General features: G+C 38.4%; 16 protein-coding genes and 1 riboswitch. Of the genes, 8 read left to right on the top strand and 8 right to left on the bottom strand.

Annotated features, from left to right (window positions below):
* Positions 1-153: 153 nt before the first annotated feature.
* Positions 154-1,776: an ABC-F family ATP-binding cassette domain-containing protein gene (locus tag K332_RS0112805; protein ID WP_026907806.1), complete on the bottom strand. Its 1,623-nt coding sequence runs from the start codon at positions 1,774-1,776 to the stop codon at positions 154-156.
* 228 nt (positions 1,777-2,004) lie between these two features.
* Here K332_RS0112805 and K332_RS0112800 point away from each other — a divergent pair, with 228 nt between their 5' ends.
* The gene (locus tag K332_RS0112800; RefSeq protein ID WP_026907805.1) at positions 2,005-2,616 is read left to right on the top strand and encodes a hypothetical protein; all 612 of its coding nucleotides are present in this window, start codon (positions 2,005-2,007) and stop codon (positions 2,614-2,616) included.
* 709 nt (positions 2,617-3,325) lie between these two features.
* Complete coding sequence (locus K332_RS22515) at positions 3,326-3,586, top strand: ATP-binding cassette domain-containing protein (RefSeq protein ID WP_051359456.1); 261 nt, start codon at positions 3,326-3,328, stop codon at positions 3,584-3,586.
* A 39-nt stretch (positions 3,587-3,625) separates the two neighbouring features.
* On the opposite strand, the gene K332_RS0112790 is transcribed toward K332_RS22515, so the two are convergent.
* The 6 genes from K332_RS0112790 to rarD all read right to left on the bottom strand — a co-directional run bounded on the left by K332_RS0112790 (position 3,626) and on the right by rarD (position 10,639).
* A complete protein-coding gene (locus K332_RS0112790) occupies positions 3,626-4,270 on the bottom strand; it encodes a YpmS family protein (RefSeq protein WP_342665461.1) in 645 nt (214 codons plus the stop codon).
* An 11-nt stretch (positions 4,271-4,281) separates the two neighbouring features.
* Positions 4,282-5,169 carry an SGNH/GDSL hydrolase family protein gene (locus tag K332_RS0112785; RefSeq protein ID WP_026907803.1) on the bottom strand — a complete coding sequence of 296 codons (888 nt, stop codon included), beginning with the start codon at positions 5,167-5,169 and terminating at the stop codon, positions 4,282-4,284.
* 176 nt (positions 5,170-5,345) lie between these two features.
* Positions 5,346-6,335 carry a homoserine dehydrogenase gene (locus tag K332_RS22510; RefSeq protein WP_036688891.1) on the bottom strand — a complete coding sequence of 330 codons (990 nt, stop codon included), beginning with the start codon at positions 6,333-6,335 and terminating at the stop codon, positions 5,346-5,348.
* 339 nt (positions 6,336-6,674) lie between these two features.
* Entirely contained in the window at positions 6,675-7,724 is a 1,050-nt protein-coding gene (gene metX, locus K332_RS0112775) for a homoserine O-acetyltransferase MetX (RefSeq protein WP_342665460.1), read from the bottom strand.
* Between the two features lie 12 nt (positions 7,725-7,736).
* A complete protein-coding gene (locus K332_RS0112770; protein WP_036688890.1) occupies positions 7,737-9,440 on the bottom strand; it encodes an O-acetylhomoserine aminocarboxypropyltransferase/cysteine synthase family protein in 1,704 nt (567 codons plus the stop codon).
* Positions 9,441-9,538: 98 nt separating this feature from the next.
* Positions 9,539-9,656, bottom strand: a riboswitch (SAM riboswitch).
* A gap of 71 nt (positions 9,657-9,727) precedes the next feature.
* The gene (gene rarD / locus K332_RS0112765) at positions 9,728-10,639 is read right to left on the bottom strand and encodes an EamA family transporter RarD (protein WP_026907800.1); all 912 of its coding nucleotides are present in this window, start codon (positions 10,637-10,639) and stop codon (positions 9,728-9,730) included.
* Positions 10,640-11,074: 435 nt separating this feature from the next.
* On the opposite strand from rarD, the gene megL reads away from it, so the two are divergent.
* Positions 11,075-12,289, top strand: coding sequence for a methionine gamma-lyase (megL, locus tag K332_RS0112755; RefSeq protein ID WP_026907799.1), 1,215 nt, complete (start codon positions 11,075-11,077; stop codon positions 12,287-12,289).
* Here the strand turns inward: megL and K332_RS0112750 are convergent.
* On the bottom strand, positions 12,261-12,812 hold the full coding sequence (locus K332_RS0112750; protein WP_051359455.1) for a Rossmann-fold NAD(P)-binding domain-containing protein: 552 nt from the start codon (positions 12,810-12,812) through the stop codon (positions 12,261-12,263). The genes megL and K332_RS0112750 overlap by 29 nt on opposite strands.
* Before the next feature lie 147 nt (positions 12,813-12,959).
* Here K332_RS0112750 and cls point away from each other — a divergent pair, with 147 nt between their 5' ends.
* From cls to hutU, 5 genes are all read left to right on the top strand, one after another.
* A complete protein-coding gene (cls, locus tag K332_RS0112745; protein WP_026907797.1) occupies positions 12,960-14,396 on the top strand; it encodes a cardiolipin synthase in 1,437 nt (478 codons plus the stop codon).
* A gap of 26 nt (positions 14,397-14,422) precedes the next feature.
* Positions 14,423-14,938: an acyl-CoA thioesterase gene (locus K332_RS0112740; protein WP_026907796.1), complete on the top strand. Its 516-nt coding sequence runs from the start codon at positions 14,423-14,425 to the stop codon at positions 14,936-14,938.
* Between the two features lie 146 nt (positions 14,939-15,084).
* A complete protein-coding gene (locus K332_RS0112735) occupies positions 15,085-16,506 on the top strand; it encodes an alanine/glycine:cation symporter family protein (protein ID WP_026907795.1) in 1,422 nt (473 codons plus the stop codon).
* A gap of 377 nt (positions 16,507-16,883) precedes the next feature.
* Positions 16,884-18,404: a histidine ammonia-lyase gene (gene hutH / locus K332_RS0112725; RefSeq protein WP_026907794.1), complete on the top strand. Its 1,521-nt coding sequence runs from the start codon at positions 16,884-16,886 to the stop codon at positions 18,402-18,404.
* Entirely contained in the window at positions 18,401-20,053 is a 1,653-nt protein-coding gene (gene hutU / locus K332_RS0112720; RefSeq protein WP_026907793.1) for a urocanate hydratase, read from the top strand. The genes hutH and hutU overlap by 4 nt, the downstream gene beginning before the upstream one ends.

The raw sequence follows: 20,053 nt of genomic DNA, 5'->3' as shown, positions 1-20,053 counted from the left end.
CCCGAAATATCAGCCAAATCCCCGGAACATCAGCCAAATCCTCGAAACATCAGCCAAACTCTCGGAACATCAGCCAAATCCCCAGAACATCAGCCAAATCCTCAAAAAAGTCAAAGACCCCCTGCACCAGCAGGGGGCCAAGCTATTCAATAATTATCCAGCATACATTTCTTTAACACGCTTTTGTATGTCCTTATCACGAACATATTCGTCATAGCTCATTTCTTTATCAATAATACCATTTGGTGTAATTTCAATTAGTCTATTTGCGATACTATCGATAAATTGATGGTCATGCGATGTGAATAACATAGAACCTTTAAATTTAATTAACCCATTGTTTAGTGCCTGGATAGACTCTAAATCCAAGTGGTTGGTAGGTTCATCAAGTAAAAGCACGTTTGCATTGGAAAGCATCATTTTAGATAGCATACAGCGAACTTTTTCTCCACCGGAAAGAACATTGGCTTTTTTCAATGCCTCTTCACCGGAGAATAGCATTCTTCCTAAGAATCCACGTAAGAATGTTTCCGTTTCATCTTCAGGGGAGAATTGACGCAGCCAGTCAACAAGTGTTAGATCACCATTTTCAAAGAATTCACTATTGTCCTTAGGGAAATAGGATTGAGATGTTGTAATACCCCATCTAAATGTACCAGCATCTGGCTCCATTTCTCCTATTAGGATTTTGAATAGTGTTGTTTTGGCAATATCATCTCTACCAACAAATGCTACTTTATCATCCTTGTTAATAATGAAGCTGACATTATCAAGAACTTTTACTCCATCAATAATTTTAGTTAGACCTTCTACACGAAGAAGATCATTCCCTACCTCACGCTCTGGAGTGAAGGCAATATAAGGATATTTTCTAGATGATGGTTTAATATCGTCAAGTGTAATATTATCAAGCATTTTCTTACGTGAAGTTGCTTGTCTAGATTTAGAAGCATTGGCACTAAATCGTGCAATAAAGGCTTGTAATTCTTTCACTTTTTCTTCTTTTTTCTTATTGGATTCTTGTGCCATTCTAGAAGCTAATTGGCTTGACTCATACCAGAAATCATAGTTTCCAACATAAATTTGTATCTTTCCATAGTCAACATCTGCTATGTGCGTACATACTTTATTTAAAAAGTGACGATCATGCGAAACAACGATAACGGTGTTTTCGAAGTTGATTAGAAATTCTTCAAGCCATTGAATTGCTTGAATATCTAGACCGTTGGTAGGCTCGTCCAATAGTAAAATATCAGGGTTACCGAATATTGCTTGAGCAAGCAATACCTTAACCTTTTCATCTTCAGTCAGCGAAGACATCAATTTATCATGAAGTTCCTCTTTAATACCAAGACCTTTAAGAAGAATAGCAGCATCGGATTCAGCTTCCCAACCGTTCATTTCGGCAAAATCACCTTCAAGCTCTGCAGCTCGGATACCGTCTTCTTCTGTGAATTCAGTCTTCATATAAATTTGGTCTTTTTCTTGTTTTACAGCATATAGTTTTTCATGTCCCATTAAAACAACCTCTAAAACAGGGTGCTCTTCATAAGCAAAGTGGTCCTGTTTCAGAACAGCTAGGCGCTCACCTGGAGACATGGAAACATTTCCGGTTTGAGGGTCAATTTCACCAGATAATATTTTTAAAAAGGTTGATTTCCCAGCGCCATTTGCGCCAATAACACCATAGCAATTACCAGGTGTAAACTTTAAATTAACATCTTCAAATAATTTTTTATCGCCATATCGTAAACTTACATTAGTTACTGTTATCATTGAACTTATTTCCTCCAAAATACATACTTACCGTAAGCTTACGGGATTTAAAGGCTTTAGTCAATGTAAAACAATGGAATAGCAACTATTCCAATGATTCAATAAAATAATTTGCAAAATTGTCTTGTATATTTGTTGTTTTTTCGGTAAAGTTTTGTTATATCCGTTTATAATTCTATCTAAACAAAGAGAAAAGCTCGGTCTGAAGTCCTGAGTGGAGGGGAAAACATGAGAGAAAGGACAATCTACTTTATCTTTACTGATACAGGAACATACCTTTCAAGAATGATAAATCTATATACAAATAAGCCTTTAAATCATGTATCCATTGGTTTTGACCATGAATTAAAAGAGGTTTATAGCTTTGGTAGAATTAATCCTAAAAATCCATTTAGTGGTGGTTTTGTTCGTGAAGATATTCGGGGAGACTTCTTAAGAAACTCCAAAAGTGCTGTTTATGCCTTAAGTATTACGGAACAAGAATATATAAGCATTCGCCATCATATTAAACAATTTGAATCACGTGCTTCTGATTTTAAATATAATTTTATAGGATTAATTGCGATACCACTTAAAGTTGAGATTCATAGAAAGAATGCTTTCTTTTGTTCTCAATTTGTAGCTACGCTTATGGAAGATACAGAGTCTTTTAAACTACCAAAGAAAGCCAATTTTGTAACGCCAGCCGACATCAGAGAAAATTCAGAACTACAATTAATATATCAAGGTAGATTAGGAGATTATCCAAAGCATCAACTTGCAGAGGAAACGTTAGAGATACCAAAGCAATCATTTATTTATTCTATTTCTAAAAAGGTAAAACAATTTGTTGTGAGATAGCGAATCGTTATTACTGGTATAAGTTTGAATGGATTAAAGCTTGAGGGAGATACCTCAAGCTTTTTTTACAAGATAAGTGCAGAAACAGCCACGTCTCACTCCGCGCCCAGAGACTAGCGAGACTTCCCTCACCTCATGACACGATAAGTCAACATCGACTCCTACGGTCGCCGTGTTTCCTTTATCTTCTACGGGGAATGGACTGCTAAAACCGCCACTTTGCGTGGCAACGCAGTCCCACCCTGCATGGCAGGGCGCAGTCCGTACGTCTCTAAACGGGCGCCCTGCGCTTTTGTTCACTAGCATAATCTATCGCTTACAAATATTGTTTGTAATAATGAAAAATACAAATCAATAATTTTATAATATTATATTTTTACAATTCCCTAAAAATTTTATATTATGGAAATAACTTACTTTTTTGGTTTCAACTTGCAATATAAAGCATACAGGAATTAATTAAAATAATAGATAAATGCGGCTATAAAATACTGAATAATCACTCTAATTAAGCTACAAAGAGATTAACTTAACGCATTTTCAATCTCCGGAATATCTTAAATTAAATCAAATCAATTCCAAAAGCAATTTCATAGTTAACTAGACGAGCTGAAATGATTGTTATTGTAAAATTTTAATTGAATTTATAGGGAGGGAACTACACTGCTACGATATATCTGGCAAAATTGGTGGCGCCATAAGGTATTCATTGCCATCGCAATTATCTGGTGGTCAGCAGCAACGTGTTGCCGTTGCACGGGCGCTTGTTCATCATCCAAGTTGGATTCTCGCTGATGAACCAACAGGTAACCTTGATACTGAAAGCGGAAATAACGTATTTGAACTTCTGAAACGATTGAATATAGAAAATAATCTAGGCGTAATCTTCATTACCCATGACCCTAGCCTAGCAAACAGGGCTGATAGAATGGTAGAGATAAAAGATGGTATAATAGTAGAAGATAAATAACAAAGAAAAGCCACCAAATAAAAATGTTGGTGGCTTTCTTCATTGTTCCTTCATTAATAATGTCTCAATTCCTAATGTCTCGTATGGAACTTTCAGCTTAAATGCTAAATTATTCGCTTCTAAATCCATTTGTTCCACACTCACACGGAAATTACTTTTTATTTCCATCTGAGTAACAGCAACATAAATCTCTTCTTCCTCGGGATTAATAGAAACCCATTTTGGAAAGGCCATATACTTATCCAAGTATTCCATGATTTTTTTATTTGGTAATTCCATTAAACCTAGTGAGATAGATTTTTGTTTCAAAATAACGTCCCCATTTTCTTGTACAATAGGATCCAAATGAACTTGAACCGGTACCGTAGTTGAAAATATCGGTAATTCTCCAATTAAGTGAACATCATCCTCTAAGGAAACACGGTATTGATGCTTGGTGTCCTTTAAATACTCATACATATAGGCATTGACTAATTCGTTTAAGTTCTTTTTCGTTGTTCTGATAATGAATTCAGAACTCTCATGGGTTGCTTCGTGTTCTGTAAAGGGTACATTGGATTGGCTAACAGGCCAAAAAATGAGTAATACAATGATAAGTAGTACGGATACGTTTAAAAGCAACAAAGCTATAAAATACCTCTTCCACTTATTCTTTTTCCTTTTATTGTTTTCCAATCTGTTCACCCTCTGCTTCTTCAATCTACAACTAAATAGTCTAAAATCCTCTCAGCAATTAACTGGTATCCATACTCGTTTGGATGAAAGTGATCATCAGCAAATAAATTCAAATCACCATTTATAAATAGATCCTTTGTAGGGATAAATATAGCACCATGTTCCTCTGCAACCTGTTTACCGGTGTAGTTCCAATCGTCAACAATTCTATCAAGTTCTTTAATATGGTCAAAGTATTGTTGAAACGGATTATAAAATCCTATTAAATATATAGAAGCATCAGGATTAAGCTTAGTTATAGTAGAAAATATTTTATGAAGTCGCTCTTTGTAATGTATTCTCTCTTTGGCAAAAATATCATAGGTTATGTCCGTAAAGTTCTCTTTAGCGACCTGCATAATATCATTTGCCCCAATAGTGATTAGAATGATATCCGTATTTTCAAGTGACTTCTCAATATCTGGTTCTTCCATACGTTTTATTAAATGGGTCGTTCGATTTCCGCGTTTTCCTAGGTTCTCGAAGGATGCAATCTTCTTTTCGTGGTTAATCTGGTTATCTAAAATGCCTACATATCCACCTTGGCCAGTACTATCCCCGACACCTTGGGTAAGTGAATCCCCAATCGCAACAATCTGTGTGTTTTTTCCAGAGAAAAATTTGATTGTGTTTTGAATCGCATTGGAAAATTCCTTTGATAGCTCCGCAGCGGGGGTATTCGGCTGTTCGATAGTGGCATTTTCCGTTTCAGATAATTCATCAGGATTTGTTATTTCATTATTGGTTGTATGATTTTCCATATCGGGTACAATTGGAGAACTATCATGTTGATTATATTGCTTTATACCAATTCCTAAGACAACAATGAAAATAAGGATGACGATCATGATGAGTGGCTTTTTCTTCATGTGAACACACCTATACTAGTAGTTTACATCTTTAAATTGCCTTCGTTACTTTAATGTATGTATGGTAAAAACATAAATCTACTGATTTTATTATGTATACCCAATTTTGACGAATTTTAAAAGTGAAATAGTAATTTGTCACATAAAAGAAAAAAACGCCGAATAGGCGCTTTTAGTTAATTGGCTAGTATAGGCGTTGAACGATTAGATTGAACGATAAGGGTTAAATCCTCTAACATGGCACTTGCGGTAGGGAGTGCTCCTGCGCCAGGACCTGAAAGTGTAATCTTACCTACAATGTCACCTTCAATGACAACCGCATTTTCTACCCCTTCAATTGAATATAATGGATGTTCTCTGGTCAAAACGATTGGTTCAACACAGGCTGTAATGTTACCATCTTGAAACTCGATGGAAGCTACGTGTTTAACTCGTCTTTCTTGATGCTTGTATTTCTGGATTTCCTTTACTGTAATATTTTTTATTCCTTCTCGTTTGATGCTATACCAATCTGGTTGCTTGCCAAAAATTAATTGGCTCAAAATCATAAGCTTGTAAAAAGCATCATAACCTTCAATATCATTCGTAGGGTCTACTTCCGCATAACCTAATTCTTGTGCTTGTTTAAGAGCTACTTCAAATGAAACCTCTCGCACCCGCATCTCTGTCAAAATATAATTAGATGTACCATTCAATATTGCTGTAACATTATTAATCGTATTGAATTGGAAAAGCTTTTTTATGGTATTGATGACAGGAATCCCACCAGCCGTTGTAGCTTCAAAACCTATCTGAACACCGTTGTCTTTGGATAGTTCTATAATAGTGGAACCATGATGTGCAAACATTTCTTTATTAGCAGTGATAACATGTTTACCAGCTTCAATACTTTGTTTTACATAAGAAAAAGCAGGTTCTCTCCCGACGATAGCTTCTAGTACAACATCGATATCGGGATTATTTAGAACGGTATGGAAGTCAGTCGTAATTAATGTAGTATCCCCAAAGTCATGATGTTTTTCGGGATGCTTTACAACAATCGCCGCAATTTCAATTGTGAATCCAAGTTCATTTTTCATTCGGTTCTGATGGTTCTTTAGACTTTGGTAAACACCTTTTCCAACAGTACCAAATCCAAGTAATGCAATGGTAACTTTCTTCAGCATCCTCACTCCTATCGAATTATTTTAAAAGGCTGGTAACTTTCTAAAAAATATTTGTATTTTCGTAGCATTGAATCTAACAAATGGTTGATGGAAACTGTGCGGTAACTTTATTAATAATTTAAGTTGTGAACCTAACTGGCTTCGGTTCAAAATGATGTGCAAGACGCTCTTATACATCATTTCGTACTAGGTTCTCCCTCAAAATGATGTGAAAGATGCTCTTATACATCATTTCAACCTAGATTTACATTAGAAGCGATGCGCATCTCAATATTTCTTAACCCTTACCGCACAGTTTATACAAATAGCAATATACAGTACAAAAAGTGTCTTTAGAAATCAGCTATTTAAAAAGTCTTTTACCATCCAATCCCATTTCTCGAATTCTGTTAGAAAACCATCATGCCCAAATTTGGTTTGGACATGATGATAGGTGCAATTTGGAGTATTCTTCGCGAATTCAGTTATTGTTTTTGATTCATAGATCAAATCATGTTCATAACTAATCATTAAAATTGGACAGGCATAAGATTTGCAGGCTTCTTGCCAGCCGCCACGGCCACGACCAATATCATGTGAGTTCATTGCTTGCAATAAATAAAGATAGCTATTCGGTTCAAATCGCTTTAGTAACTTTTCGCCTTGATAGTCTAAATAGGAATGAACAGCAAATCCTTTATCTGAAACCCTACGTCCAAATCGCTCTGAAAAGAGTTCGGAGCTACGGTAGGTTACCATGCCAATCATTCTGGCAATTGCTAATCCCTGTACGTGTTGTGATGATTGGTAGTGGCCATTACGCCATGATGGGTCTTGTTTGATTGCTTGTTCTGCAATATGATTAAAGGCAATCCCATAATCAGACAGGGTGGGAGTGACAGCTAAAAGGATAAGCCTCTCAATGTTTTCTGGATAAAGCAATCCCCATTCTAACGCTTGCATCCCCCCTAACGATCCCCCGATGACCGCATATAGCTTTTGGATGTTTAACTTTTGAAGCGCTAGGAATTGAGCCTGAACCATATCACGAATTGTGATGGTAGGAAAGTCCATCCGGTATAATCTATTAGTCTCCGGATTAATGGACTGAGGACCAGTAGAACCGTGACATCCCCCAAGAACATTGAACGTGATAACTTGGTACGTTATCGTATTAATCGCATGGTGTTCCCCGATAAGACCACTCCACCAACCTGGTTCCTTCTTACTCCCAACAGCTTGGTGATTACCGGTCAAAGCATGACATACTAAAATGACCGGGGAATTCTCAGGGCCAATTCGCTCATATTGCATCTCTACAGACGAAAGTACTTCTCCGTTTTCCAATAGGAGTGGCCCAATTGTAATGGTTGCTGTTTCCTTATATATGTTATTTATCAAAATGACCACTCCTAATTATTTTTACCCGATTGGAACGGGCTGTTTGTTAATTCCTCGTAAGGCTAGTAATTCTTCTATAATATTTTTATCAGCAATAGTAGTGATTCCAGTGGCCTTCAAATTCTGCAAAGCTGGATCATTTGGATTTGGCTTTTCAACCCATAGAACACGAATCTGTTTATTGATAAATTCCTCAATCACAAAAGGAGGAAGTACTTCCTGGTGTGCAAGCACAAGGTCGGGTTCTGTTGCTTTGGCAAATTCTTTAACTTCGTATCCAAACTGTTTTAATCGTTCAATCGTTTGTTTGAACTCTTGGGTATGGTTTTCGCCTAATGTTGCAATTACTTTTTGACACGGAGAACCACTACTTCTGTCAAAAGATGAATGTAGGAACCAATTGATGAAGCTTTCCTTTGAATCCGTTGTAAGGACAGACTTGTTTGTTGCTTTACCAATTGCTTGATCTAAATCCAGAATGATATCTTCAACGGACTCAATACCGATGGATAAGCGTATAAGCTCTTCTGATACACCACTTTTCTTTAAATCGTCAGCACTTAATTGCTGATGTGTGGTGGAAGCGGGATGGATAATTAGTGATTTGGCATCTCCAACATTTGCAACATGAGAAAATAACTTAATGGAATCAATCACGACTCTTCCAGCTTCACGACCACCCGTTATTCCAAAAGTAATGATAGATCCAAAGCTTCCACTTAGGTATTTCTTAGCTAGATCGTGTGATGGATGGCTTTCGAGTCCGGGGTAGTTAACCCATTCGACAGCGGGATGCTTTGCCAAATATTCTGCGACTAATCTAGTATTCTCACAATGACGTTCTATACGTAAATGTAATGTTTCTAATCCTTGGAGTAATAGAAAAGCATTATTTGGACTTAAACAGGCTCCGATATCACGTAGTAATTGAACACGAAGCTTTGTTGCAAAAGCAGCAGGACCAAGATCTACATAACGTATCCCGTGATAGCTTTCATCGGGTTCTATAAATTCAGGGAAACGCTCATTGTCCCAGTCAAAACGCCCGCCATCGACAACAACACCACCAATGGATGTTCCGTGACCACCAATCCATTTTGTAGCAGAATGAACAACAACATCCGCTCCCCATGTCAATGGTTTAGAAAGGACAGGTGTACCAAATGTATTATCGATAATGAGTGGGACATGATGGCTATGGCAAATAGCCGCAACAGCTTCCACATCCAATACATTTAAGCTAGGGTTCGTAATAATTTCCCCAAATACTGCTTTTGTTTTATCTGTGATTGCCTTCTCGAATTCTTCTGGTTTGGTACCATCAACGAACTTTACAGTAATCCCATATTTCGGTAAGGTTTTGGCGAATAAATTATAAGTACCACCATAAAGATTACTATCCGTAATAATTTCATCACCTGCACCTGCAATATTTAATATAGCGAGAGTGATAGCTGCCATTCCTGAGGAAGTAGCTACAGCTGCCACACCGTCTTCTAAAAGTGCAACCCGCTGTTCAAATGCATCAACAGTTGGGTTCATGATTCTTGTATAAATATTTCCTGGTTCCTTTAATCCGAATAAATTTTGGGCATGCTCTGTGTCACGAAAAACATAGGAAGTAGTTTGGTAGATTGGCACAGCTCTAGATCCTGTAGTAGGGTCAGGGGACTGTCCCCCGTGAAGTAATGTTGTTTCTGGTCTTTCTACATGAAAATTGGTCATAATTTATTTCCTCCTTAGTGTAGTTGTTGTCTGGAGGGAGAGGGGAAACAAAAAGCCCTCTTCCTAAGAAGAGGGCGTGTATACGATAACCGTTCCTCCTCTTATCTTCCAGATCAGATGACCTGTAGGATTTAGCACCTTTTAAGGAAAGTCAAACTTTCACCTAAGGTTGCCGGGTTTCATAGGGCCTATTCCCTCCACCACTCTTGATAAGAGATTTAAAATATTCACTTTATTGTGTATTATGTTACCCGAGTTGGAATTGAAAAGTCAACCATAATTTAAAGTTAATGTTCGACATTTTTCATTTTTCGTATCGGGAATCTGTAAACAGAGCCTAAATAGATAAGTAAAGCTAACCAGATAAAACCAAACGAAATGAGATGTTCCATCGAAAAAGTTTCATGGTAAATAAAAACACCAATTTGTAACATTAGCGTTGGAGCTATGTATTGTAAGAAGCCTACCATTGCTAATGGAATTCGCTTCGCACCACTCGCAAACAGGAGAAGCGGAATGGCTGTTACAACACCAGCTCCCATAAGAATAACGTTTTCTGACGTTGTAATGGATGGAAGTGAAAATGTGTTTTCAGGTAAAAAGAATAAATAGATTAAGGCAATTGGTGTGATAATCATCGTTTCAATCGTAAGTCCATACATGGCAGGAATATCAACTACTTTTTTTAGTAGACCGTATAATGCGAAGGTAACAGCTAAAAGAAGCGATACCCATGGGAACACACCATAGCTGAAGGTCAAATAAAGTACACCCATACTTGCTAAAATAACAGATATCGTTTGGCTCTTATTCAATTTTTCCTTCAGTACAATAATAGCAAGAATAATACTAACTAATGGGTTGATATAATAACCAAGGCTAGCCTGAAGAACATGATCACTATTTACCGCCCAAATATAAGTAAGCCAGTTGATACTAATTACAACAGAAGCCATCGTGATACTAAAAAACTTCTTTTTATCCTTCAAAATGGTCTTACATTCACGAATAAACCCTGGCCATTTTCGAACAGCTAAAACAATGACCACCATAAAAATAAATGACCAAATAATCCGATGTGCCAAAATTTCCCCGGCAGGCACATAATCAATAAACTTCCAATAAATTGGCAAGAACCCCCAAATCAAATAGGCCCCCACCGCAAAGACAATCCCCAAACGATCCGTATCCTTCTCCATATTAACCCTTCTTTTTTTATATTAATTTTTATTATTGTGATAGTAGTTGTTATTTAATTATCTATAAGAAGTACTGAACCGATTACACGAAGACACCTCCGGGAGGATAGGTATAGATGAGACCCCACAGTGAGGGGTTCTACTTGAATATGCATCCTAGTTCCCTTGCGCCGAGAAAGTCTGCTTCGAAGCGTTACTAGTAGACGCAGGCGCACTCTTTTTAGTACGAGGAAGCTCACCAGCCGTCCGCGGAAAGCGAAGTGTAATCGGATCACGGATATCATATTGCCACTGATTAAATAAAGCCAATTTTAAAACTACTTCCTCAAAAACGCAACAAAAAGGATTACATAAACAAAAAGAAAACGCTTTCAAAATAACCCAAAATAGCATATGATTATACTAGAAACAAGAAAAAAAGAGGAGGATAAAATAATGGCAAGACATTATAAACACATGGAAACATCCGTAATCCACGAAGGATATAATTCAAAAGAAATGTTGGGAAGCCTTTCCACACCATTGTTTCAAACCTCAACCTACACCTTTGACACCGCTGAACAAGGGGAAAGACGTTTTGCAGGTGAAGAAGATGGATATATTTACTCACGACTCGGTAATCCAACCGTATCCGTATTAGAAGAAAGAATTGCAGCATTAGAAAATGGCGAACGAGGACTTGCTTTTGGTTCAGGAATGGCAGCTGTATCAGCAATACTTTTTGCCCTAATCAAAGCCAATGACCATATTCTTTGTTCACCTGGATTATATGGTTGTACATTTGGTTTATTATCCATGATGAAAGAAAAGTTTAATGTATCCTTTGACTTTTCAAGCATGGAAACGGAGAGTGAAATTCATAAGAAAATCAAACCAGAAACGACATGCATTTATGTGGAAACACCAATTAATCCAACGATGAAACTAATCGATTTGGAGATGGTAGCTAGTGTTGCTAAGGAATACGGAATTCCGGTTGTCGTTGATAACACGTTTGCATCCCCATATCTACAAAACCCGCTAGACCTTGGCTGTGATGTTGTTGTGCATAGTGCAACGAAATATATCTGTGGACATGGGGATGTTATTGCAGGGCTGGCAGTCGGAAAGAAGGAATTTCTAGATCATGTTGCCGTAACAACATTGAAGGATATTGGAGGTGTGATGTCTCCATTTGATGCTTGGCTTTTATTAAGAGGGTTAAAAACGTTACCAGTTCGGGTAGATCGTCACTGTGATAATGCAGAAGAGATATTTAAGCGATTAAAATCCCATCCAATGGTTGCAAATGTCTATTATCCTAATGATGATTCCCACCCTGATCATCACATCATGAAAAAACAAATGAGACGTGGTGGGGGAGTGATCTCATTTGAAATTAAAGGAGAAAAAGCGGATGCACAAAAGTTTCTAAATGATTTATCATTCCTAAAAATTGCTGTTTCACTGGGAGATGCCGAAACATTAATTGAACACCCAGCAACAATGACTCATGCTGTTGTTCCAGAAGAGTCACAAGAATATATGGGTATCACAGACCAATTAATTCGATTATCCGTTGGCTTGGAGGCTTGGCAGGATATTTGGGCAGATTTGGAGCAAGCCTTAAATAAAATTTCTGTTAGCTCAGACGCTTATTCCAAGGCTTAAGTGTCCCGATAACTGTTTCTTTAAAATCTCGTTTAATTACGTTAATGATACCATTAGCAATTTCTTCGTTGGATAGCCAGTTGGAGTTTTCTTTTTTTAGTGAAAACCCTAGGTAAACACGTCTGTATTCACAAGAGTCGGGTACAGTCGTGTTTTCTTTTACGAAGAAAGAAGAACTACCCTGTACATGGATTAACTTCCATGGGTCAATTCTTGGCTGAACTTCCTTTAAAATGATAGGTAAAGCATTTGGTGCAGAGTTATGAATCCAGCTAACAATTAAGTCTGGACAATTTCCTTGTTGTTTAATTGCTTCTTTAACCTTTATTTTCAATGCCTCATCTTCATGGTAGTCAACAGAGACAGAATACATTTTCTCTGGATGTTTCCCTCTCCGTTTCATTGCTTCAAATGTATTAAAATCCCGATGGATGACATACACGTCATATCCTTCATTTGTTAACCAATGACAAACCTCCTCTAACATACCGGTCCCGCCAATAACAAATGCAAATTTGATCACGATTTTATTTCCCTTCTGTTATAGTATAATATAGCAAATGAATCCGAGTATAAACGGATTTCCTAGACGTATGCTATAGTAGAGTGATTATCAAGTCTACCGTTAGTGTCTGTTATTTTTATTTTTCTATAACAAAAGGGGATGCCTATGGAATTTATACCTTATTTACTGATGGCAATAATTATTTTTAACATTGCCTTAGGTCTATCTATAGTATTTCTGGAACGTAAGGATGCATCAGCAGCATGGGCATGGTTAATGGTTTTACTTTTTGTTCCAGTGGCTGGTTTCTTTCTATATCTTATTTTTGGTAGAAGACTTAGTGGAAAACGTATCTTTACTTGGGATGCAAAAGCAAAGCTTGGTGTGAAAACGATTGTTCAATCACAGTTGCGTGCTATTGAAAATAATGAGTTTGTGTTTAATCAACTGGAGGAATATAAGGATTTATACTATTTACATTTACGCAATGATGACGCCATATTTACCCAAGATAATCAGGTGAAGATTTTTGTGGATGGGGTAGATAAGTTCGAAGCCTTACTAGCAGACATGGAAAAAGCAACTGACCACATTCACCTTTTGTACTACATAATCAGGCATGATGAATTGGGGCAGCGTATTGCCGACATGCTGATTAAGAAGGCAAAAGAAGGCGTGGAGGTAAGGGTGCTTTATGATGCCCTAGGAACACGCTATTTAAGGCCAAAGTACTTAAGGAAACTACGGAGGTCAGGGGTAGAATTAGCAGCCTTTTTCCCTTCGTTTATTCCAAAAATTAACTTTAAGGTTAATTATCGCAACCACAGGAAGTTGGCTATCATGGATGGTAATGTTGGTTATATTGGAGGATTTAATATTGGCGATGAGTATCTTGGCAAAAGTAAGAAGTTTGGATACTGGCGTGATACCCATCTTCGAATAAGCGGTACAGCAGTTCAAAGCATGCAGACGAGATTCATATTAGACTGGAATCAAGCATCACGTCATGATATCTTGTATGATGACAGGTACTATTCCTCAACACCTATTGGGACAGCAGGAGTTCAGATAGTATCCAGTGGTCCAGACTCTGATTGGGAACAAATAAAAAACGGTTATATTAAAATGATTTTATCCGCAAAAGAATATGTGTATATTCAAACACCATATTTTATTCCCGATGAAAGTTTGCGAGATGCTATACGAATCGCTGCTTTGTCAGGTGTCGATGTTAAAATAATGGTTCCGAATAAACCTGATCATCCGTTCGTTTACTGGGCAACCCTTTCTTATTGTGGCGATATGCTTGAAGCGGGTGCTGAAGTGTATATTTACCAAAAAGGATTTTTACATTCTAAGACGATTGTTGTGGATGGAAAAATCGCTTCCGTTGGTACGGCAAACATTGATGTTCGAAGCTTCCGTTTAAATTTTGAAGTAAATGCTTTTCTTTATGATAGAGCACTAGCCAAACAGCTAGTTGGGGCGTTTAACAACGACATTCAAGTTTCTACACAAATGACGAAGAAACTTTATAGCAAACGTTCAATAGGTATACGTATTAAAGAATCAATATCTCGATTACTTTCACCAATACTATAAGTATGATCAAATGGAGTGAACACAACATGGAAAAAAGACCCTGCTCAAGTTCATTGGCAGTAAAAACATCACACGTACTTCCACCAGATACAAACTATCATGGAACCCTTTTTGGGGGAATATTGATGGCACATATAGACGATATTGCGGCAATTGCTGCTGTTAGACATTGCCGTAAAGCGGTTGTAACAGCCTCAACGGATTCTGTTGATTTTCTGGAGCCTGTTAAACAAGGAAATTCGATTTGTGTCGAAGCCTTTGTTACTTGGACACATAATACGTCGATGGAGGTATTTGTTAAAGCTGTTGCCGAAGACTTATTAAGTGGTGAACGCAATGTTGCCGCAACGGCATTTTTAACCTTCGTAGCAGTTGACGAAAGTCTACGCCCTACTCCAGTTCCAGAGGTTTACCCTGAATCGGAGTCAGAGAAGTTTTTACATGAAGGGGCATCCTTGAGAGCAGAGCGTAGAAGAGAACGAAGAAATTATTCAAAAGATTTTGCAGAGAGGTTTGGAACAGTATATCCGTGGAATAGATAAGTAACTGTGTAAAAGTACATTACTAGTTCTAGAAAAAAGAAGACAAGTGTATAGAGCTTCTTTCTTTGTTTTTGAGGGAAACTCGTTAAATTGGTTATGCTAAACATAGAAATTTTTATTTGTTGTGACGTGAAAGGAGTAATTTAATGGATTTTTTGGAAGGAATAGTTGGCGCCGCCAATGATGTTTTGTGGTCGTATGTACTTATTATTGTCCTAATTGGTTTAGGTTTGTATTTCACATTCCGAACTGGATTTGTGCAATTTGTTAATTTTCCAGAAATGTTACGTGTTATTTTTGATAAGCGGGCTATCGATGCTTCGGGGAAAAAAGGTACTTCTTCCTTTCAGGCATTCGCAATTAGTGCAGCATCTAGGGTAGGTACAGGAAACCTTGCTGGTGTTGCATCCGCGGTGGCACTTGGTGGACCTGGTGCTATTTTTTGGATGTGGATCATTGCTTTGTTAGGAGCAGCATCTGGATTTGTGGAGAGTACACTTGCGCAAGTGTACAAAGTCCCGGATAAGAATCAATATCACGGTGGCCCTGCCTATTATATGGAAAAGGGTTTAAAGAGCCGAGTGCTAGGGATTGTTTTTGCAATCACAATCACCTTTACGTATGGATTTGTTTTTAACTCGGTACAATCCAATACCATTAGTCTAGCATTTGAAGGTGAATTTGCAATTTCAGAAACAACTATGGCAATTGTATTAACGGTATTAACAGCTGCAGTTATTTTCGGCGGAATAAAAAGCATTGCTAATGTTTCACAAGTAATTGTACCAGTTATGGCGATTATCTATTTATTAATTGCATTTTATGTGGTAATTACTAATCTTGGTGAAATGCCGGAAATATTTTCTTTGATTTTTGCAAATGCGTTTGGATTGAAGGAGGTTGCTGGTGGTAGCTTTGGTGCAGCAATTATGATGGGAATTAAGCGGGGATTATTCTCAAATGAAGCAGGTATGGGAAGCGCACCAAATGCAGCAGCAACAGCAGAGGTGACACATCCAGTTAAACAAGGCTTAATTCAAGCGTTAGGTGTATTTTTTGATACACTACTTATTTGTTCTGCAACAGGATTTATCATTTTAACTGCTGGTGGATATGCAGGTAGTGAGCTTGATGGTATCCAAATCACGCAAAATGCATTTTCACAGCATATTGGAGATTGGGCAGGGATATTTGTGGCGATTGCCATTTTCCTATTTGCATACAGTTCAATCTTGGGGAATTATTATTACGGTGAAAATAATATCAATTATATAAAAAATAGTAGAGGTTGGTTATTCTTATATCGCGTAGCTGTTTTAGCAATGGTGGCATTTGGTGCGTTAGCAAGCTTTGACTTTGTTTGGGCTTTAGCTGATTTAACCATGGCAATTATGGCTTTAATTAACCTCTATGCGATAACTAGGTTGTATAAAATCGTCCACCGGGTTTTGCGGGATTATCGAGAACAACGAAAAGCTGGAAAAGATCCGGTGTTTAATCGGGAAATCTTAGATGATCCATCAGGTGTTGAGTTCTGGGAACCTGGCCAAGTAAAAGGGAATGATTAGATGAAAAGACATCCGCTAAGATTAGTGGATGTCTTTGTTTTATATTTGACATCGTTTGAAAAGAAGAATGGGAGCCTCACATACATCATTTCAACATTAATTTCAGTTCGAAATGAAGAATGAAGTGCCACTATACATTATTTCAACCACAATTCAATCCCAAAATGAAGGATAGAAGTTTCCTATTGAAATTTACAAGGAAAACGCTTACACTATTAATAGTAAGAAAATTAAAAAACGAGGTGCAAGGATGAAATTCATTCACGCGCAAACTAATCGAAATCCAAATAATAACGGAGGCTAAGGTTTAACCTTATGCCTCCTTTTAATTTGCGCGCTTTATCCTATTAAAGTGATGCAACAGAGGAGTGAGGAGAATGGTTTTATTAACAGGAAGTGATTTGACATTGGATGATGTGAAGCGTGTCGTTTTTCATGGTGAACCGGTTGTCCTATGTGATGCTCAGAGGAAAAAGGTTGATGAAAATCGTCGAGCCGTAGAAACTATGGTTCAATCTAAAAAGGTAATGTATGGAATCAATACGGGGTTTGGGAAGTTTAGTGATGTGATTATCAATGATGAGGATTTAGAAGATTTACAGCTGAATTTAATCCATTCCCATGCTTGCGGGGTTGGGGAACCTTTTGATGAAAAGATTAGTTCAGTCATGGTATTGCTTCGGGCTAATGCCTTAGCACAAGGATACTCGGGTGTTCGCTCAGAGCTCGTGGAACAATTAATTAATCTTGTAAATGCTGGGATTAGCCCTGTCATTCCGCAGCAAGGATCCCTTGGGGCTAGTGGCGATTTGGCACCTCTTTCTCATTTGGCGCTAGTTTTGCTTGGGGAGGGTGAGGTTTTTTACCAAGGGAAGCGGATGGTAACAGAAGAGGCTTTCCAAGCAGTAGGATTACACCCCCTTACCTTAAAGGCAAAGGAAGGTTTGGCACTTATTAACGGGACACAAGCCATGACTGCCACAGGTGTTATCACGTATTTAGAAATGGAAAAATTATTGCATCAAAGCGAACTAACTGCCGCCATGACGATGGAAGGACTAAATGGAATCATGGAAGCTTTTGATGCGGATTTACATCATGTAAGAGGTCATCAGGAGCAAATGGAAGTTGCGGAAAGAATGCGAAATACTCTTCATGATAGTGGGCTTACAACTTCCCAGGGGGAAATTCGTGTACAAGATGCTTATTCTTTACGCTGTATTCCACAGGTACTTGGCGCATGCTGGCAAACTTTCCATTATGCAAAAGAAAAACTAACGATAGAAATCAATGCGGTTACGGATAACCCGCTAATTTTTTCCGATGACGATAAAGTGATATCTGGTGGAAACTTCCACGGGCAACCGATAGCTTTTGCGATGGACTTTATAAAACTTGGGATTGCTGAGCTTGCTAATATCGCTGAAAGAAGAATAGAGCGACTGGTTAACCCGCAACTTAATGACTTACCAGCATTTCTTAGCCCTAATCCGGGACTGGAATCGGGCGCAATGATCATGCAATACAGTGCCGCATCACTAGTTTCTGAAAATAAAACACTGGCACATCCGGCGAGTGTTGACTCGATTCCATCATCTGCAAACCAGGAAGACCATGTCAGTATGGGAACCATTGCGGCAAGACATGCACTAGCCATGCTCCAAAATACGAGAAGAGTCATAGCGATTGAATTAATCTGTGCGATGCAAGCGGTGGAGTACCGTGGTATTGAGAAACTATCCTCCATAACAAGAGCATACTACAACAAAGCTAGAAAAGTCGTTCCAAGCATCACAAAGGATCGAATCTTTTCAATCGATATAGAAAATCTAACAAAATGGCTTAAGGAAGAACATGAAAGTGATATTAAAAATGAAATAGAAGAGGTGGGTATATGAATAAAGTGGAGGTACGAGCAAAAAAAGGCTTGGAGTTAGAGTGTAAGGGGTGGGAACAAGAAGCTGCCTTAAGAATGCTGTATAACAATCTAGACCCAGAGGTTGCTGAGAATCCGGAAGAATTAGTGGTATACGGTGGGATTGGAAAAGCAGCCCGCAATTGGGAAGCTTTTCATGCAATTGTAAGGACCTTAAGGAATCTCGAAAATGATGAGACCATGCTTATACAATCAGGGAAACCTGTTGGTGTATTTAAAACGCATAAGCATGCACCAAGAGTGTTACTTTCTAATTCCGTGTTAGTTCCGAAGTGGGCAAATTGGGAGCATTTCCATGAATTAGATCAAAAAGGTCTCATGATGTATGGGCAAATGACAGCGGGAAGTTGGATTTACATTGGTACACAAGGGATTTTACAAGGAACGTATGAAACATTCTCAGCTCTTGCGAAAAAACATTTCGGAGGCTCGTTAAAAGGAACGATTACCTTAACCGCTGGACTTGGTGGAATGGGAGGAGCACAGCCCTTAGCCGTTACCATGAATGAAGGTGTTGTCATTGCTGTGGATGTGGATAAGAGTCGAATTGAAAAGCGCTTAGCTACAAAGTATTGTGATGTGCTAACGGAGAGTATGGATGAGGCAGTTGCACTTGCAAATGAGGCTAAAGCGGAGGGGAGAGCTTTATCTATTGGTTTAGTCGGAAATGCAGCGGAAGTACATGACAAGCTGTTAGAAAAAACGATTAAGATTGATATCGTTACAGACCAAACATCAGCGCATGATCCGTTAAATGGCTATGTTCCAATTGGCTATTCTGTGGAGGAAGCGGAAGTGCTTAGGAAAACTGTTCCAGATAAATATGTGGCTCTGGCTAAGCAAAGTATGGCGAAACATGTAGAAGCAATGTTGACGTATCAAGAACATGGTTCGATTGTATTCGACTACGGTAACAATATCCGACAAGTGGCGAAAGACGAAGGGGTTGAAAATGCATTTGATTTTCCAGGATTTGTTCCAGCATATATTCGCCCTCTATTTTGTGAAGGAAAAGGACCATTCCGTTGGGCAGCACTATCTGGGGACCCAGAGGATATTTATCGTACAGACCAGTTAATTAAAGAGCTTTTTCCTGAAAATGAAGCATTACTTCGATGGATTGATATGGCCCAGGAACGTGTGGCATTTCAAGGATTGCCTTCCCGTATTTGTTGGTTGGGATATGGGGAACGAGTGAAGATGGGGCTTGCGATAAATGAGCTTGTCCGCACGGGGGAATTGAAAGCACCAATCGTCATTGGCCGTGATCATTTAGACTGTGGTTCGGTTGCATCACCAAATCGGGAAACAGAAGGGATGAAGGATGGTAGTGATGCTGTTGGGGACTGGGCTGTGTTAAATGCATTAATAAATACCGCTGCAGGTGGCTCTTGGATTTCCTTCCATCATGGTGGTGGTGTAGGAATGGGTTATTCCTTACATGCTGGAATGGTTGCGGTGGCAGATGGTACGGACTTGGCAAAAGAAAGACTGGAAAGAGTGTTAACGACAGACCCGGGAATGGGAATTATTCGTCACGCTGATGCTGGTTACGAAAGTGCGCAGGAATTTGCAGATGAACATGATATAACGATTCCAATGAGGAGGTAG

It is taken from the genome of Paucisalibacillus globulus DSM 18846 (assembly GCF_000482485.1).
Lineage (GTDB): Bacteria > Bacillota > Bacilli > Bacillales > Amphibacillaceae > Ornithinibacillus > Ornithinibacillus globulus.
The sequence above is the reverse complement of the archived record's forward strand: the minus strand, read 5'-3'. Positions and strand labels throughout refer to the sequence as shown.

What these genes read in the sequence shown, in the direction of transcription:
- K332_RS0112805 (WP_026907806.1), bottom strand. Translation starts at nt 1,776, where the DNA reads ATGATAACAGTAACTAATGTAAGTTTACGATATGGCGATAAAAAATTA.
- K332_RS0112735 (WP_026907795.1), top strand. Translation starts at nt 15,085, where the DNA reads ATGGATTTTTTGGAAGGAATAGTTGGCGCCGCCAATGATGTTTTGTGG.
- hutH (WP_026907794.1), top strand. Translation starts at nt 16,884, where the DNA reads ATGGTTTTATTAACAGGAAGTGATTTGACATTGGATGATGTGAAGCGT.
- K332_RS0112785 (WP_026907803.1), bottom strand. Translation starts at nt 5,169, where the DNA reads ATGAAGAAAAAGCCACTCATCATGATCGTCATCCTTATTTTCATTGTT.
- rarD (WP_026907800.1), bottom strand. Translation starts at nt 10,639, where the DNA reads ATGGAGAAGGATACGGATCGTTTGGGGATTGTCTTTGCGGTGGGGGCC.
- K332_RS22510 (WP_036688891.1), bottom strand. Translation starts at nt 6,335, where the DNA reads ATGCTGAAGAAAGTTACCATTGCATTACTTGGATTTGGTACTGTTGGA.
- megL (WP_026907799.1), top strand. Translation starts at nt 11,075, where the DNA reads ATGGCAAGACATTATAAACACATGGAAACATCCGTAATCCACGAAGGA.
- hutU (WP_026907793.1), top strand. Translation starts at nt 18,401, where the DNA reads ATGAATAAAGTGGAGGTACGAGCAAAAAAAGGCTTGGAGTTAGAGTGT.
- K332_RS0112770 (WP_036688890.1), bottom strand. Translation starts at nt 9,440, where the DNA reads ATGACCAATTTTCATGTAGAAAGACCAGAAACAACATTACTTCACGGG.
- K332_RS0112800 (WP_026907805.1), top strand. Translation starts at nt 2,005, where the DNA reads ATGAGAGAAAGGACAATCTACTTTATCTTTACTGATACAGGAACATAC.
- K332_RS0112740 (WP_026907796.1), top strand. Translation starts at nt 14,423, where the DNA reads ATGGAAAAAAGACCCTGCTCAAGTTCATTGGCAGTAAAAACATCACAC.
- cls (WP_026907797.1), top strand. Translation starts at nt 12,960, where the DNA reads ATGGAATTTATACCTTATTTACTGATGGCAATAATTATTTTTAACATT.